Source organism: Streptomyces sp. NPDC015130 (assembly GCF_043080005.1).
GTDB lineage: Bacteria > Actinomycetota > Actinomycetes > Streptomycetales > Streptomycetaceae > Streptomyces.
Genome location: NZ_JBIBVC010000032.1, coordinates 13,856 through 28,499, shown reverse-complemented (window position 1 = coordinate 28,499; position 14,644 = coordinate 13,856). Strand labels below are relative to the sequence as shown.

The window sequence follows — 14,644 nt, the reverse complement described above, 5'->3', positions numbered from 1 at the left end:
GACTCCGTCGTCGCTCACCGTCACCGCCAACACGCCGTCGTCCACCACGACCGACACCTCCGCCCTTCGGGCCCGGGAGTGCCGTGCCACGTTGGAGAGGGCCTCCCCGAGAACGGCGAGCACCTCCTGAGCCGCTTCCGCCGGTACGTCGGTGTCGATCAGGCCCTCCATACGCAGCGCCGGAGCGAATCCGAGCGTCGACGCGGCCGAGTCGACCGCTTTGACGACACGGCTTCGCAGTTTCCGGGGTTCTCCGGGGACGTCCTGCTCCCGGAGGCCGAAGATGGTCGATCGGATGATCTTGATGGTGGCGTCGAGGTCGTCGATCGCCCGGGTCAATCGGTCCACGGCCTCGGGGTGCTCGACGAAGCGCCGGGCGCTCTGCAGCGTCATCCCCGTGGCGAAGAGGCGCTGGATCGCCAGATCGTGCAGGTCCCGGGCGATCCGGTCACGGTCCTCCAGCAGGCTCACCTGCTCGGCGTCACGACGGCGGTCGGCCAGTTCCAGCGCCAGGGCCGCCTGCCCCGCGAAACCGGGAAGGGCAGTGACCTCGGCAGCCGTGAAGACGGGGCGCCCGTGCCACCTGGCGAGGATCAGCACACCGGTCAGCCGCTCCTTCGTGCCGACCGTGACGGCCACCGCCGGCCCGAAACCCTTCCACCGTTCGGGCTGCACCGTGATGCGCGGCTCGTTCTCGACATCGACGACCGTGACCAGGCCCTCCTGCGCCAGGGCGGCCGCGGCCAGGGTTCCTTCGCTGGTCGGCAGGACGACACCCCGGTGCGCCGCGGCCCCCTCACCGCAGGCCAGCGAGCCCCGCAGCTCACCGCCTTCACCCACCAGGTAGAAGACCCCCATGTCGGCGCCCGCGATGTCCACGGCCTGCTCCAGCATCCCGTCAAGGACCTGGGGCTCCTCCGCACCGGACAGGAGTGCGCTGGTCAGGTCCGAGCTCGCGGCCAGCCACCGCTGCCTGAGCCTGCCCTCCTCGTAGAGGCGGGCGTGCTCGATCGCGATACCGGCCGCGACCGCCAAGGTCGTCACGACGGCCTCGTCCTCCGCGTCGAACTCGGCCCCTCCGCGCTTCTCCGTGAGGTAGAGATTGCCGAACACCTCGTCCCGGACCCGGATGGGAACGCCCAGGAACGAGTGCATCGGCGGATGGTGGGCCGGGAATCCGTACGACGCCGGATGATCGGCCAGCTCGGCCAGACGCAGTGGCTTGGGGTTGCGGATCAGCTCGCCGAGGATGCCGTGGCCGGACGGCAGGGCCCCGATCCGCTCACGGAGTTCGTCGTCGATGCCGATGGGGAGGAACTCCGACAGATTCCGGTCGTCCCCGATGACGCCCAGGGCTCCGTACTCGGCGTCCACCAGAGTCACGGCGGACTCCACGATGCCGCGCAGCACCTGCGGCAGGTCCAGTTCCCGGCCCACGGACATCACGGCTTCGAGCAGCCCGTTGAGCCGGTCCCTGGTGCCACGCACCTCCTCGATACGCACCTGGACCTCGTCGATCAGCTCGTCGAGTCGCAGCCGTGGTAGCCGTGTACCTGCCGGCTTGCTGTCCTCCCGGCCCATCGAACCTCCGGCTGCATCGGGCGCACGGGCTGCACCCGAAGCGCACACCTTCACCGTAGTCCGGTGGAACCATCTGTTCCCGTCGGACCACCTGGATGGAAGGCGGTCCGTACCGCGCGGGCCGCGACGAATCCGGCGGGCGCGCACGCGAGAGCGATCCCGGCGCCCGCCCAGCCGAGTGACTCGGTCTCCAGGATCGAGTTCAGGAAGGGCACGTACAGCGCTGCCGCCGCCAGAAGGGCGGAAGCGAGGACGGACAGCGGGAGGAAGGGGTTCTCCTTGGTGAGAAGTCGAGTACGCAGTCCCAGGGCGACGCCGAGTTGCGCGGCGAGCAGGGCGAGGAAGAGCACGCTCTGCCAGGCCAGGTCCAGTGCCTGGGCGGCGAGGCCCGCGCCGAGGGAGGCCGCCGTGACGACGGCCGCGAGAAGAAGCAGCCTCTGCCAGGAGCCGCCGCCGAGAATGCGTTGGGCGGGTGGGCGCGGCGGGCGGTGCATGGCTCCCGGGGATGCGGGTTCGGCGCCCATGGCGACGCCCGTGAGGCCGTGTGTCAGGAGGTTGATCCACAGGATCTGGCCGGCGCGAAGGGGCAGCGGCAGCCCGAGCAGCGGTCCGATGAGCATCACGAGGATCTCTGCCGCGCCGCCGGCCATCCCGTAGACGAGGAACCGGCGGATGTTGTCGTAGACACGCCTTCCCTCCTCGACGGCCGCCACGACCGTCGAGAGCTCGTCGTCGGTGAGGACGAGGTCGGCGGCCTGCCGTGCGACCTCCGTGCCACGTGCGCCCATGGCGACGCCGATGTCGGCCCGATGCAGGGCAGGGCCGTCGTTGACGCCGTCGCCGGTCATGGCGGTCACCGCTCCCCCGGCTCGCCACGCCTCCACGATGTCCAGCTTCTGCTGGGGGTCCGTTCGGGCGAAGACCCGCACCGAGGTGAGGTCGGCCACGCGCCCCGCGGTCACGTCGGCCCCGGTGGCGACGCGGCCTTCCGCATCGCCGCCGTCGCCCAGGAGAGCGACGTGGGACGCCACCGCCCGAGCGGTCGCCGGATGATCCCCGGTGATGAGGACGGGCGTGATCCCGGCCGCACGACAGGAGGCGAGGGTCGCGGCGGCGTGCGGCTTCGGCGGGTCGCTGAGCGCGACGAGGCCGAGGAGCGTGAGCCCCGACTCCGCCTCGGTGACCGGTGTCGGGAGGTCGTTCCGCACTCCCGACGCGACTGCGAGCACGCGGTATCCACGGGTGGCCAGGCGTGCGGCCTCCTGGTGTGCAGCCGCGAGCACGTCGGGAGGATCTCGTAGGACTGCGGGGTCGAGGACGGCTTCGGGGGCGCCTTTCAGGCAGACGAGCACCCGGTCTTCCCCGGCCTTGTGGAGGGTGGTCATGCGTCTGCGGAGGCTGTCGAACGGCGCTTCCCCGATCCGGGGGCTGGTCACCGACAGTTCCGTCGGCTCCGGGCAGCCCGTCTTGGCAGCGGCCGCCAGCAGGGCGGCCTCCATGGGGTCGCCCAGGGCTGTCCAACGGCCGTCGGACGCTCCGTCGTCCGGTGGGCGCAGCGTGGCGTCGTTGCACAGAGCGGTCACGGTCAGCAGCTCCGTCAGCGGTTCAAGCTCGTGTGCCTCCGCCGGTCTCCCCGCGACAAGGGCCTGGCCCTCTGGTTCGTACCCCACCCCCGAGAGCTCGGCGGTCACGCACGGTGTCCAGAGGTGCTGCACGACCATGCGGCCCTCCGTCAGGGTGCCGGTCTTGTCGGTGGCGAGGACGGACACCGAGCCGAGCGTCTCGACCGCGGGCAGCCGCCGCACCAGAGCGTGCCGGGCGGCCATGCGCCGGGCTCCGAGTGCCAGGGCCAGGGTGACGACGGCCGGAAGGGATTCGGGGACGGCCGCCACGGCCAGGCTGATGGCGGTCACCGCCATGGTTCCCAGCGGGAGCCCCCGCACCAGGCCCAGGGCGAAGACCAGGACGCACAGGGCGAGCGTCACAGCCGCGAGGACGCGCCCGAGGGCGGCGAGCCGGCGCTGTAGCGGGGTCGGCTCGCGGCGTTCGTCGAGGAGAGCCGCGATACGGCCGAGCGCACTGGATGCCCCGGTCGCCGAGACCACGGCCACGCCTCGGCCGCGGACGACGACCGTGCCCGCGCTCAGGGTCGCACCCGGGTCCTTGTCCACCGACACGGACTCCCCCGTGAGCATGGACTCGTCCACCAGGACGGCGGAGGCCTCGGCGAGCTCGGCGTCGGCGGCGACGATGTCGCCCTCACCGACCAGGAGGACGTCACCGGGGACGATCGACGCCGCCGGGAGGTCGCGGACCGCGCCGTCGCGCCGCACGCGCGCGTGCGGCGCGGTGAGGGCCGAGAGTGCGGCGACGGCGTTGTCGGCCCGGATCTCCTGTGCCACACCGACGGTCGTGTTCACGAGGACGACCATCCCGATGACGGTCGCGTCGGGGTGGTCACCTATCGCGAGGGTCAGTACGACGGCCCCGAGGAGCACCATGATCAGCGGGTCGGTCAGTTGGGCCAGGATCCTGCTGTGGAGCCGTACGGGCTTTCGCGCGGCGACCTCGTTGGGGCCCGTGCCGGCCAGCCGACGGGCGGCCTCCGCCTCGCTGAGTCCCGTGGTGTCCCGCACCCGGGCGAGGGCCCGGTCCGCCTCCGACGCGGTCATGGCCCGCTCACCTCACAGGGACGGTGATCACCGGGCAGTGGGCGCGGTGGAGCAGCCCGTGGACGACGGAGCCGACGTGCATGCCGCTGTACCCGCCCCGGCCCCTGCGGCCGACGACGACGGCCAGTGCGTGTTCGGCGGCGTCCGCGAGGTTCTCGACGGGCGAGCCGATGAGCACCTCGTGTGTGAGCCGGACGTCGGGGTATTTCTCCGCCCAGCCCGCGGTGGTCTCCGAGAGCAGGCGGCGTTCGGCATGGAACAGCGTGTCACCGCTGTGCAGGCTGAAGACGGGGGGCTGCCAGACGGCGATGGCCCGCAGGGCGCAGCGCCGGAGGTCTGCTTCCTCGAAGGCCCAGGCCAGGGCGGCGCGAGAAAACTCGCTGCCGTCGACGCCGACGACGAGATAGGGCGTCTCCTGGGTGAGGTGTTCCGCGTCGCCGACGACGGCGACCGGGCAGCGTGCCTTCGCCGTGATCGGGACGACCAGGGAACCGGCGCTCAGGAACTCCTCGGTACGGCTGAGGTGCCGGGAGCCCAGCACGATGATGTCGGCCTCGTCCGACACAGCGGCCAGGGCTGCCGCCGGGAGCCCGTCAAGAAGAGAGGATGTGGCCGTGACGCCCGGCTGCCGGGCGTGCGCCCAGGTGAGTGCCGTACGCAGAGCTTCCGAGCCGGCCTGCCGCTGTGCCACGTGGCGAGGGGTGTCGTCGACATGCTGGGTGTCGTGCGTCGGGGGTACGGCGACCATCAGGCGCAGTGCCGCGCCTCGCAGATGAGCCTCGTCCGCGGCCCAGGCGAGGGCCAGGTGCCAGTTCCTGACCGGGTCGATTCCGACGACGATGTCACGGCGGTCCGTGGTGCGTGTCATGAGGTGCTCCCGTGTCCGGGCCCTTGCCGGGGAATGAGCTCCACAGGGCAGTGGGCGTGCTGCAGCAGGCTGAGCGTGGTCCGGCCGATGGTGGGTCCGAGGTATCCGGGCGAGCGCCGGCCACCGACGACCAGAAGGTCTGCGTGGTGCGAGGCGTCCACGAGCGCCCCCGCGCGGGCACATCCCACGTCGGCCTCGTCCCGCACCCCCGCGAGAGCCACGCCGGCCTCGACGGGCTCCGCGGTACCACGCACCACGACCACGGGCGTGGTGGTGCCGGCTGCGCCCTCCGGACCGACCGATCCGAGCAACGACGAGGTGAACCCGCCGAGGCCGGGACGGGCTGTGGTTCCGTCCATCGCTCCTCCTCGCGCGGTCCAGGGGACTCCTTCCACCCTGGCAGGTGGTCCCGAGCGGTCGGAGGGCCGCTGGGGCCAATGACGGGACCGAAGGTCCCACCCGGCCGGGACATCGCGCGGACCGGCAACGACGAGCCCGTTCGGGCCTGAGGATGGACCATTCGGCCCTCGCGGACCACCGGCGTGCGGCGGAGGGTGGTGACACGGGACAACACACCGGCCGAACCCTCGGACAGGAGGCGCGGCGATGAAGCACATGAAGGTCGGCGGCCTGATGACCGACGACGTGGTCTCCACCGTTCCTGCCGCGTCGTTCCGGGACGTGGCGAAGTCGCTCGCCGAACACGACATCAGCGGAGTGCCCGTCGTGGACGAGGACGACCGGGTCATCGGTGTCGTCTCCGAGAGCGACCTCCTGGCCCGCGACGAGCTGACCGCGCGGGACCTCATGACCACACCGGCCATCACCGTCCACGCCGAGGAGACGGTGGCGGACGCGGCACGGCTGATGGTGCGTCGCGGAGTCGAGCGCCTTCCCGTGGTCGACGAGGAGGAACGACTGGTCGGCATCGTGACGCGCCGCGATCTGCTGTGCGTCTATCTCCGCCCGGACGCGGAGATACGGCAGCGCATCCGTGAGGACGTCCTCACCGATGCCATGGACCTGCCCGGGGACGCGGTGGACGTGCACGTCCTGGACGGTGTGGTGACGCTGGGGGGCCGCGTCCGGCGGCGGAGTCAGGCCCAGATGCTCGTCGGACTCGCCGAGGAGGTCGACGGCGTCGTCGCCGTCGTGGACCGCCTGTCCTTCCACGAGGACGACGCACGTCTCGCGTCCTCGACCCGGACTCCACATGACATCTCCAGGTGAACCACCGCAGACAGGACGAAACGTGTCTACCACCGCTCTGCCCCGATCACTCGTGGCCTCGCTGATCGAGGAGCGGATCCCCTCCGAGGTGATCGACGGTCTGCGGGCCGCGGCCCTCCTGGAGGGCTGCCACCTGGTCGTGCCGGGCGACCGGCACAGCGACTCCGTCCTCGAGATCGTCCACGACTCCGAAAGGTTCGAGGCCGCGGACGCGGCGGTTCGCGCGGAGATCGCCGGCTGGACGCGCACGGGTGCGCCCGGCGAGGGCTCCGAGACCGAGGGCATCCCTCGACGCCGACCCGTCTCCGCAGTGCTCACCTTCGGCTGAAGCTCCGAAGTGCTCACCTTCCACTGAAGCGCCTCTCACAGACGGAACCAGCGCTCCTGTCCGGGTGCGACGGTCACCAGCCGCCCGCCGGGGAGCGTGACGGCGAGTGGGCCCTCGGGCGAAGCGGGAACGCTGACTGCCAGCCGCCCGGGGAGCATCCGCAGGCGTACCCCTCGATGAGGGCCCCAGCACAGGGTGAAGGCGAACCGTGGGATCTCCGCGAGCGTCACCGGAGCCACGCGAAGCCCCTCCGGTCCCGTTTCCAGGCCGGTGATCCCCCGTTCGACGAAATCGATCGTGCCGGCCATCGCGCCGAGATGAATACCCTCGCCGGTCGTGCCGCCCTGGACGTCGGCCACGTCGGCGAGCAGGGCCTCCTCGCAGTACCGCCAGGCGTCGGCGCCCTTCTGTCGGGCCAGCACCCATCCGTGGACGAGGCTGCTGAGCGTCGAGCCGTGGCTGGTGCGGCGCAGGTAGTACGCGACGGTCGCACGCCACGTCTCGTCGTCCAGGGCGTAGCCGAGCCGGCCGAACAGGCCGTACAGCTCCTCGGGCCGGAAGAGGTAGCCGAGCATGAGGGTGTCGGCCTGCTTCGACGCCTGGTAGCGGTTGACCGTGTCGCCCTCGGCCTCCAGGATCCGGTCGAGCCTGCGGATGTCTCCGTAACGGGCCCTGTACGCCTCCCAGTCGAGCTCCTCCAGGTCTGCGTACCTCTCGAACTGGCTCACCACGCCCTGGTGGAACGGGATGTGAAGGCGGCGGGAGACGTCCTCCCATCGGGCGAGTTCACCGTCGTCCAGCGACAGCTGTTGAGAGAGTTCCGAGCGCCGGCCCGCAGGCAGTTCGCCGAGCAGGTCGAGGCCGCGGGCGAGAACCCAGGCGGCGGTCGCATTGGTGTAGGCGTTGTCGTCGATGCCCGGGACCGTCGCCTCGGGATAGCCGTCGTGGTACTCGTCCGGTCCCACCACCCCACGGATCCGGTAGCGCTGCAGGGCCGGGTCGAAGGCGGCGGCACCGGCCCAGTAGCGGGCGACCTCAAGCAGGATCTCCGCACCGGCCGAGTGGAGGAATCCTCTGTCGCCGGTGGCCTGCGCGTACTTCCAGACGTTGTACGCGACGGCGGACCCCACGTGGCGCTGGAGTGCGGAGTGATCGGCCAGCCAGCGTCCTGAGCGCGGGTTGAGGTGCAGGACCTGGGTCTCCTCCCGGCCGGAACTCGCGCTCTGCCAGGGGTACATGGCCCCTGACCGGCCGGCGAGGCGGGCCGCCTCGCGGGCGGCAGGCAGTCGCCTGTGCCGGTACATGAGCAGTGCCCGGGCCACCTCGGGGAAGTGGAGGTTCAGGTAGGGCAGGATGAAGAGCTCGTCCCAGAAGACATGTCCTCGGTACGCCTCACCGTGCAGTCCGCGCGCGGGCACGCCCACGTCGAGTTCCGCCGTGTGCGGGGACAGCGTCTGCAGCAGGTGGAACACGTGCAGGCGCAGGATGCGGCCCGCCTCACCGGGCACATGCAGCTCCCCCTCCTCCCAGACCCGCTGCCATGCCGCCTTGTGGGCGGAGAGCAGCCGGGGGAAGGCGGGAGTTCGAGCGATCACGTCAGTGGCCGCTGTGAGCGGATCGGCGGCGGGCCAGTCCATCGATGTGCGCAGCGCCAGGGTCTTCACAACCATCGCCGAGCGGCGGGGAGCGACCGGCAGGTGGTACGTCTGTTCGGTGCCGGTCGAGGTGGAGACCTCCCGCGCGGACCGAGTGGGGCGGGTGACCGTGCGCACGGCCATGGCGATCCGGAAGCCCGGGTCGTCCGTACGGCAAGAGATCCAGGCGACGCCGTCGGCCTTGAATCCGGTCCGGTGGTCGGTGAGATGGCGCCCGTCGAGATGTCGGTAGCGCTCGACTCCGGCGTTGGTGACGGCGCCGTCGAGCAGGGACCGTACCTCGACGGCGCCGCTCCATCCGTAGGCGCGGAAGAGGGTGCACTGGGCCGCCATTCCGGGTTCTCCCATGTGAACCAGGCGGATATGGCTGACGCGCAGGCCCCGCCCGTGAGCGTCCTCGAAGAACAGGCGTCGTGTGAGGACTCCGGCACGCAGGTCGAGGTGTACCGCGTAGTGGCGCAGTTCGCCGGCGTCGGGAGTGAGCCACTCGCCCGGCGGCCCGTCGTCCGGGAGGCAGCGGTAGCGGAGCAACGTCCAGTTCGGAAGGTTGACGAGGTCCTCGTTCTCGACCCGCTCGCCCGCGACGACCGAGGTGCGCCGGTCGTAGCAGCCGGCCAGATAGGTGCCCGGGTAGTGCGGGGTCCCGGCGGGGCACTCAGGGGCGGAGCCCCTCGTGGCGAACCGGCCGTTGCCGAGGGTGCAAAGGGCTTCGACCAGTGGCTCGCGTTCCGGGTCGTAGCGGTCGTACTGCCACGTCCAGCCGGTGGTCATCCGCGCTCGCCCCACACGCTCCGGACCAGCGTGGTCAGATCGGGAACGACGAGGTCGGCGCCCTTCTCCCGCAGGAGGGCAGTGGTGCTCCGCCGCGAGGTGCGGTCGATTCCGACGACGAGGCCGAAGCCACCGCGGCGTCCTGCCTCGACTCCGGCGAGTGCGTACTCGACGACCGCGGCCTCCTGCGGACGGCTGCCCAGGAGGGCGGCCGCCTGCAGGAACAGTGCAGGATCCGGCTTGCCGGCGAGGCCGAGCCCGGCGGCGTCCGCGCCGTCCACGATCACCGCGAGGAGACCGGCGAGCCCGGCGGCACGGATCAGTGTCCGGGCGTGCCGCGAGGCGGAGACGGCTGCACACGGCACGCCCGCCGTGCGCAGAGCCGTGAGGGCGGGCCTCACGTCGGCGAAGGCCGTGACGCCTTGTGTACGCAGCAGATCGAGGAACGCCCGTTCCTTCTCTGCCGCGACGGCCCAGACCGTGCCGTGGCCGGGGGTGTCGTGGGGCTCTCCCGGTGGGAGGTGAAGGCCGCGGGCGGTGAGGAAGGCATCGGCGCCGTCGTACCGGGACCTTCCGTCCACCAGCCGACGGTATTCGGCGTCCGCATCGAAGGGAGGCTGTGCCCCGTTGTCGGGCGCCAGCCGGTCGAGGCAGGCGTCGAAAGCGCTCTTCCACGCCGCCGCGTGCACGACCGCGGAGTCGAGCAGAACACCGTCGGTGTCGAGCACGACACTCTCCGGCGGCCGAGAGCCCGAGCCTCGGCCGTTCATCAGGCCGCCGACGTGTCGGGGAGGCTCACGGCTGTGTGTTGCGGGCCGCCCAGCGCGACCTTGACGGCGCCGGTCTCGGCCGCGCGGCCGAAGACGTCGTGCGCCTCCTCCATCTCTCCCAGTTCGAAACGGTGGGTGATCAGGGAAGACGACGGCAGCCGCCCCGCGGCCATCATGCGCAGCAGCATGGGTGTGGACGAGGTGTCCACGAGACCGGTGGTGATCGTGACGTCCTTGATCCACAGATCTTCGCGGTGAAGCGTCGCGGACTTTCCGAGCACCCGGCCGGACGTCACCTCGGGGAGGTCGCCCTTCAGGATGTGCAGGTCCGTGCCGCAGATGGTGACGGCGTCGACCCGTACGATCGCGTCGGCGGGATCCTCGACGACCGGGTCCGGTAGGTCGTTCCAGGCGATCCGTCCGGTGCCCTGGAAGACGAGTGCCTTCATGGCGCCCACCCACTTCCCCTCGCGATTCGCCGCGGTCCTCGTCCACCAGGCTGCGTCCGGTACTCGGGAGACGCATGGGCCGGTCGGCCCCCCGATGTGCCCGTACGGACTCTCGGGGGGTGCCGGGTCAGGATGCGAGGGTGGAGACCGGTACACGTTCCGAAGGAGGGACGGCCATGTCCGAGGCAGCCCCGAATCCCGCTCCCAGGCCTGCGCGGCCGGCCCTGCTCAGTTTCCTGGGTGGCGTGGGGACGGTCACCGGCAGCAAGTTCCTGGTCGAGAGCGACCATGCACGGATCCTCCTCGACTGCGGTCTCTTCCAGGGTTTCGCGAAGCTGCGGCACCGCAACTGGGAGCGCTTCGCCCGCGACGCCGCGGACGTGGACGCCGTGGTCGTCACCCATGCCCACCTGGACCACTGCGGCTATCTGCCCCGCCTGGTGCGGCAGGGCTTCCGGGGACCGATCCTGACCAGCGCCCACACCGCCCGGCTCGCCGGGATCGTGCTGCGCGACAGCGCACGGCTCCAGATGGAGGCCGCCCGGCACGCCAACGCACACGGCTGGTCCAAGCACCGCCCGGCCAAGCCGCTCTACGACGACTCGGACGTCGAGAAGACCCTGGCGTTCTTCGACCCCGTGACCGTCGGCGAGGACGTGGAGATCATGGCCGGCACCCGGCTGACGCTCCACCACGGCGGACACATCCTCGGCTCCGCATGGGCCCACCTCACCCTGGAGGACGGCCACACCCTGGCCACCTCCGGGGACCTGGGCCGCCCGGGGCACCCGCTGCTGGTGCCGCCGGAGCCGTTCTCGGGCGCCGACGTACTCCTCATGGAGTCCACCTACGGCGACCGCCACCACGACCAGGAGTCCGCCCGTTCGGAGTTCGTCTCCGTCATCGCCCGCACCATCGCACGGAACGGCACCGTCGTCATCCCGGCCTTCGCGATCGACCGGACCGAGGTCGTCCTGCACGAACTGGGCCGCCTGCGCGACACGGGTCTCCTGCCCCGCTCGGTCCCCGTGTACGTGGACAGCCCCATGGCCCTCGCCGCACTGGACGTCTACCAGGACGCCGTACGCGAGCACTCCGCCGAGCTGCGGCCCGAGATCCTCGCACGGGGCGAGGGCGCGCTGAGCCCGGAACCGTTCCTCGCGGCACGCACGGTGCAGGAGTCCATCGACATCAACAGCACGCACGGGCCCGCCGTGATCGTCTCCTCGGCCGGCATGGCCACCGGCGGCCGGGTCCTGCACCACCTCCACCGCCTTCTCCCCGATCCGCGCAACGCCGTGGTCGTGGTCGGCTTCGCCGCCGCGGGGACCCGGGCCCGGGACCTCGTGGACGGGGTCCGGACACTGAAGATGTTCGGCGAGTACGTGCCCGTGAGGGCCGAGGTCGCCGACGTGCCGCACTTCTCGGCCCACGCCGACGCGGGGCAGATCATCGACTGGCTCCGTAGCGCTCCTCCCCCGCACACCACCTACCTCGTCCACGGCGAGCCGACCGCCTCCGAGGCGCTGCGCGACCGCATCGACCGCGAACTGGGCTGGACGGCCGTCGTGCCCCGCTCCGGGGAGGCGGTCCTGGTCCGCTGACCCGGTCCCCTCGGTCCCTCAGGCAAGGAAAGAGCGATGACACCGCACCCGTTCACCGTCGCCGACGTGATGACCACGAAGGTGGTCGCCGTCCGGCCCGGCGCGGAGTTCAAGGAGATCGTCGCCGCCATGGAGCGGTGGAAGGTGACGGCCGTACCGGTCGTCGAGGGCGAGGGCCGCGTCGTCGGCGTGGTCTCCGAGGCCGATCTGCTCCTCAAGGAGGAGTTCCATGACCGCCGCCTCGGTCTCGTCGAACAGATGCGACGGCTCGGCGCCACGGCCAAGGCCGGTTCCCGACGGGCCGAGGACCTGATGACCTCGCCCCCGGTCACCGTCGCTCCCGAGGCGTCCCTGCCCCAGGCCGCGCGCCTCATGGCCTCCCACCACGTCAAACGACTGCCGGTCGTCGGCACGAACGGAACGATCCAGGGGATCGTGAGCCGGTCCGACCTCCTCAAGGTCTTCCTCCGCCCGGACGAGGATCTCGCCACCGAAGTACGCAGCGACGTCGTCGAGCGCCTTTTCCCACTCTCTCAGCGCCGGGTCGACGTCCGCGTCGACGCCGGAGTCGTCACGCTGTCCGGCCAGGTCCGCGACAGCGCCCTCATCCCGCTCGCGACCCGCCTGGCCCGCGCCGTCGAAGGCGTGGTGGACGTACGGTGCGAGCTCACCGCCCAGGGCCGGACGTAGCCTTCCGGCCGTTGCGGTGCGGATCATGGATCCGCCGCGCATGCGCGAAGCATGTCCCAGGTGACCAGCACCGATCTGTACGAGGTCACGATGGCGCTCTCGTACCTGCGGGAGGACATGCGGGCACCGGCCACCTTCAGCCTCTTCGTCCGCGACCTCCCCCAGGAACGCGGATTCCTCGTCGCGGCGGGGCTCGCACCGGCCCTCGACTACCTGGCCCACTTCCTGGTGGGCCGCTCCGACGTGCTGTCGGCTCTGACGACCGTCGTGCGACACCGGATCGAGGCGCGGACACAAGCCGGGCAGTAGCACCGCACGCATCCGGCGGAGGGTGCGCCCGAAGGGGCGAGCGGGCGCCGCCAGGGGGCTGAGATCGAAGCCGGAGGGCGGGACCCCGTCGCTGCTCGTGGGAACGGTGCCGGGATGACCTGGCTTGCGACGCCCGCGGGCGCTGTCCTGGTGCTGTTCATCCTCCGGGACGTGTTCCACACGCTCTGGCACCCGACCCGCCACGGAGGTCTGAGCAGGCTCGTGATGGTGTCGCTGTGGTGGCTGTCCCCACACCTCGGCAAGCGTCGGCGGTCGGCCGGGATCGCGGGCCCTCTCGGCATGGTGGCCGTCGTCGCCGTGTGGGCGCTGACCGTGGCCGTGGGATGGGGGCTCATCTACTGGCCCCACATGCCGGAGGACTTCTCGTACGCGGCGGGGCTCGTCCCGTCCGAGCACGCGGGCCCGCTGGACGCCCTGTACGTCTCGCTCGTCACCCTGGCCACGCTCGGCCTCGGCGACATCGCGCCGGCCTCCGGATGGCTGCGCGTACTCGCCCCCATGGAGGCCCTCGTGGGCTTCGTCCTGCTGTCGGCGACCGTCGCCTGGATCCTCGGCATCTACCCCGCGCTCGCCCGCCGCAGAGCACTGGCGCTGCGGCTGTCGCACGTGCGCCGCAGCCGGGCCACCGCTCAGGCCCTCGACTCAGACGGCGGCGCCGCTCTCCTGGACGGACTCGCCTCGGCCCTCTCGACCGTCACGGTCGACTTCCTGCAGTACGCCGAGTCGTACTACTTCCACGACGGGGACGAGAACACGTCCCTGCCCCGGCAGCTCCGCTACGCCCTGGGCCTCGCGGACCAGGCCGACGGCGCGCATCACCCGGACGTCAGGCTCTCCGCTTCGGTACTGCGCGGCGCACTGGAAGACCTGGCGGTCGTGCTCGACGAGAGGTTCCTGCGCACGGGCGCGGGACCCGATCGGGTGTTCGCGGCCTACGCCGACGACCACGGGCAACCCCAGGGGCCGGACGGCCCTCCCCAGGACGGCGCCGGCGGGCGATCCTGAACGTGGGGGCCGCCGGTGGAACGCACGAGAAGGTGACGAGCGATGAGGCACCGCAGCGTCGCGGATCTGATGACACCCACGGCGGTCAGCGTCGTGCCGGACACGACGTTCAAGGAGATCGCACGACTCCTGGACGAGTTCGACATCACCGCGGTGTGCGTGGTGGACGAGTCGAACCGCCCGTTGGGCGTGGTCTCGGAAGCGGACCTGGTACGCCGTCGTGCCGCCGGGGCCGGGCTCGACACCGCGGGCGCCCTCATGTCGAGTCCCGCCGTCGTCGCCCGCCCCGAGTGGAGCGTCGTGCGTGCCGCCCGCGTGATGGAACGGGCGAGGGTCAAGCGTCTGCCCGTCGTCGACGAGGACGAGCGCCTCGTGGGTGTGCTCAGCCGGAGCGACCTCGTCCAGCTCTTCCTGCGCCGGGACCGGGCGATCCAGGAGGAGATCGTCGAAGACGTGGTCACCCACACCCTGAGGTTGAGCCCGTCGGCCCTCTCGGTGGAGGTCGTGGACGGCCGGGTCACCCTCAGCGGTACGGTCCGCCGCCGCAGCCTCGTTCCGGTGCTCCTCAGACTCTGCAACAGCGTCGACGGTGTCGTGGGGGTCGTCGACCGGCTCGGGTACGAGGACGACGACCTGTCGAGGAAGTGACGATCATGGAACCGCGACACGGCTCCCACCCCCCGGTGACGGT

The 14,644-nt window shown here is 71.4% G+C and carries 13 protein-coding genes and 1 pseudogene; 7 read left to right on the top strand and 7 right to left on the bottom strand.

Features of this window, described 5'->3' with window-relative positions; genetic code table 11:
- The 4 genes from ACF08F_RS37300 to ACF08F_RS37285 form a co-directional block, all read right to left on the bottom strand.
- Nucleotides 1-1,581, bottom strand: a 1,581-nt coding sequence (locus tag ACF08F_RS37300) for a GAF domain-containing protein (RefSeq protein WP_392303003.1), incomplete at its 3' end; no start/stop codon positions are given.
- 50 nt (nt 1,582-1,631) lie between these two features.
- Nucleotides 1,632-4,253 (bottom strand): cation-translocating P-type ATPase, encoded by a 2,622-nt coding sequence (locus ACF08F_RS37295; protein ID WP_392303002.1) that lies wholly within the window; start codon nt 4,251-4,253, stop codon nt 1,632-1,634.
- A 7-nt stretch (nt 4,254-4,260) separates the two neighbouring features.
- On the bottom strand, nt 4,261-5,121 hold the full coding sequence (locus ACF08F_RS37290; protein ID WP_392303001.1) for a universal stress protein: 861 nt from the start codon (nt 5,119-5,121) through the stop codon (nt 4,261-4,263).
- A complete protein-coding gene (locus tag ACF08F_RS37285; protein WP_392303000.1) occupies nt 5,118-5,480 on the bottom strand; it encodes a universal stress protein in 363 nt (120 codons plus the stop codon). The genes ACF08F_RS37290 and ACF08F_RS37285 overlap by 4 nt, the downstream gene beginning before the upstream one ends.
- A gap of 247 nt (nt 5,481-5,727) precedes the next feature.
- On the opposite strand from ACF08F_RS37285, the gene ACF08F_RS37280 reads away from it, so the two are divergent.
- Nucleotides 5,728-6,351 (top strand): CBS domain-containing protein, encoded by a 624-nt coding sequence (locus ACF08F_RS37280; RefSeq protein ID WP_392302999.1) that lies wholly within the window; start codon nt 5,728-5,730, stop codon nt 6,349-6,351.
- A 22-nt stretch (nt 6,352-6,373) separates the two neighbouring features.
- Nucleotides 6,374-6,679 carry a hypothetical protein gene (locus tag ACF08F_RS37275; RefSeq protein ID WP_392302998.1) on the top strand — a complete coding sequence of 102 codons (306 nt, stop codon included), beginning with the start codon at nt 6,374-6,376 and terminating at the stop codon, nt 6,677-6,679.
- Between the two features lie 35 nt (nt 6,680-6,714).
- Here the strand turns inward: ACF08F_RS37275 and ACF08F_RS37270 are convergent, their stop codons facing one another.
- The 3 genes from ACF08F_RS37270 to ACF08F_RS37260 are packed head-to-tail and all read right to left on the bottom strand — an operon-like array spanning nt 6,715 to nt 10,324.
- Nucleotides 6,715-9,105, bottom strand: a complete 2,391-nt coding sequence (locus ACF08F_RS37270; protein WP_392302997.1) for a glycoside hydrolase family 65 protein — start codon at nt 9,103-9,105, stop codon at nt 6,715-6,717.
- Nucleotides 9,102-9,833 (bottom strand): HAD family hydrolase, encoded by a 732-nt coding sequence (locus ACF08F_RS37265; RefSeq protein WP_392302996.1) that lies wholly within the window; start codon nt 9,831-9,833, stop codon nt 9,102-9,104. Before ACF08F_RS37265 ends, ACF08F_RS37270 begins: the two co-directional genes overlap by 4 nt.
- 41 nt (nt 9,834-9,874) lie before the next feature.
- Nucleotides 9,875-10,324, bottom strand: coding sequence for a hypothetical protein (locus ACF08F_RS37260; RefSeq protein WP_392303004.1), 450 nt, complete (start codon nt 10,322-10,324; stop codon nt 9,875-9,877).
- A 176-nt stretch (nt 10,325-10,500) separates the two neighbouring features.
- Here ACF08F_RS37260 and ACF08F_RS37255 point away from each other — a divergent pair, with 176 nt between their 5' ends.
- The 5 genes and pseudogenes from ACF08F_RS37255 (at nt 10,501) to ACF08F_RS37235 (ending at nt 14,601) form a co-directional block, all read left to right on the top strand.
- On the top strand, nt 10,501-11,928 hold the full coding sequence (locus ACF08F_RS37255; RefSeq protein WP_392302995.1) for an MBL fold metallo-hydrolase RNA specificity domain-containing protein: 1,428 nt from the start codon (nt 10,501-10,503) through the stop codon (nt 11,926-11,928).
- Between the two features lie 36 nt (nt 11,929-11,964).
- Nucleotides 11,965-12,618: a CBS domain-containing protein gene (locus ACF08F_RS37250; RefSeq protein WP_392302994.1), complete on the top strand. Its 654-nt coding sequence runs from the start codon at nt 11,965-11,967 to the stop codon at nt 12,616-12,618.
- A gap of 51 nt (nt 12,619-12,669) precedes the next feature.
- Nucleotides 12,670-12,864, top strand: a pseudogene (locus ACF08F_RS37245) (nicotinate phosphoribosyltransferase); the annotation flags it as partial.
- Between the two features lie 177 nt (nt 12,865-13,041).
- On the top strand, nt 13,042-13,953 hold the full coding sequence (locus ACF08F_RS37240; protein ID WP_392302993.1) for a potassium channel family protein: 912 nt from the start codon (nt 13,042-13,044) through the stop codon (nt 13,951-13,953).
- Between the two features lie 42 nt (nt 13,954-13,995).
- Entirely contained in the window at nt 13,996-14,601 is a 606-nt protein-coding gene (locus ACF08F_RS37235; RefSeq protein WP_392302992.1) for a CBS domain-containing protein, read from the top strand.
- Nucleotides 14,602-14,644 lie beyond the last annotated feature (43 nt).

Coding starts and splice junctions, on each gene's coding strand:
- ACF08F_RS37255 (WP_392302995.1), top strand. CDS start 10,501: ATGTCCGAGGCAGCCCCGAATCCCGCTCCCAGGCCTGCGCGGCCGGCC.
- ACF08F_RS37250 (WP_392302994.1), top strand. CDS start 11,965: ATGACACCGCACCCGTTCACCGTCGCCGACGTGATGACCACGAAGGTG.
- ACF08F_RS37270 (WP_392302997.1), bottom strand. CDS start 9,105: ATGACCACCGGCTGGACGTGGCAGTACGACCGCTACGACCCGGAACGC.
- ACF08F_RS37280 (WP_392302999.1), top strand. CDS start 5,728: ATGAAGCACATGAAGGTCGGCGGCCTGATGACCGACGACGTGGTCTCC.
- ACF08F_RS37295 (WP_392303002.1), bottom strand. CDS start 4,253: ATGACCGCGTCGGAGGCGGACCGGGCCCTCGCCCGGGTGCGGGACACC.
- ACF08F_RS37240 (WP_392302993.1), top strand. CDS start 13,042: ATGACCTGGCTTGCGACGCCCGCGGGCGCTGTCCTGGTGCTGTTCATC.
- ACF08F_RS37260 (WP_392303004.1), bottom strand. CDS start 10,324: ATGAAGGCACTCGTCTTCCAGGGCACCGGACGGATCGCCTGGAACGAC.
- ACF08F_RS37290 (WP_392303001.1), bottom strand. CDS start 5,121: ATGACACGCACCACGGACCGCCGTGACATCGTCGTCGGAATCGACCCG.
- ACF08F_RS37235 (WP_392302992.1), top strand. CDS start 13,996: ATGAGGCACCGCAGCGTCGCGGATCTGATGACACCCACGGCGGTCAGC.
- ACF08F_RS37285 (WP_392303000.1), bottom strand. CDS start 5,480: ATGGACGGAACCACAGCCCGTCCCGGCCTCGGCGGGTTCACCTCGTCG.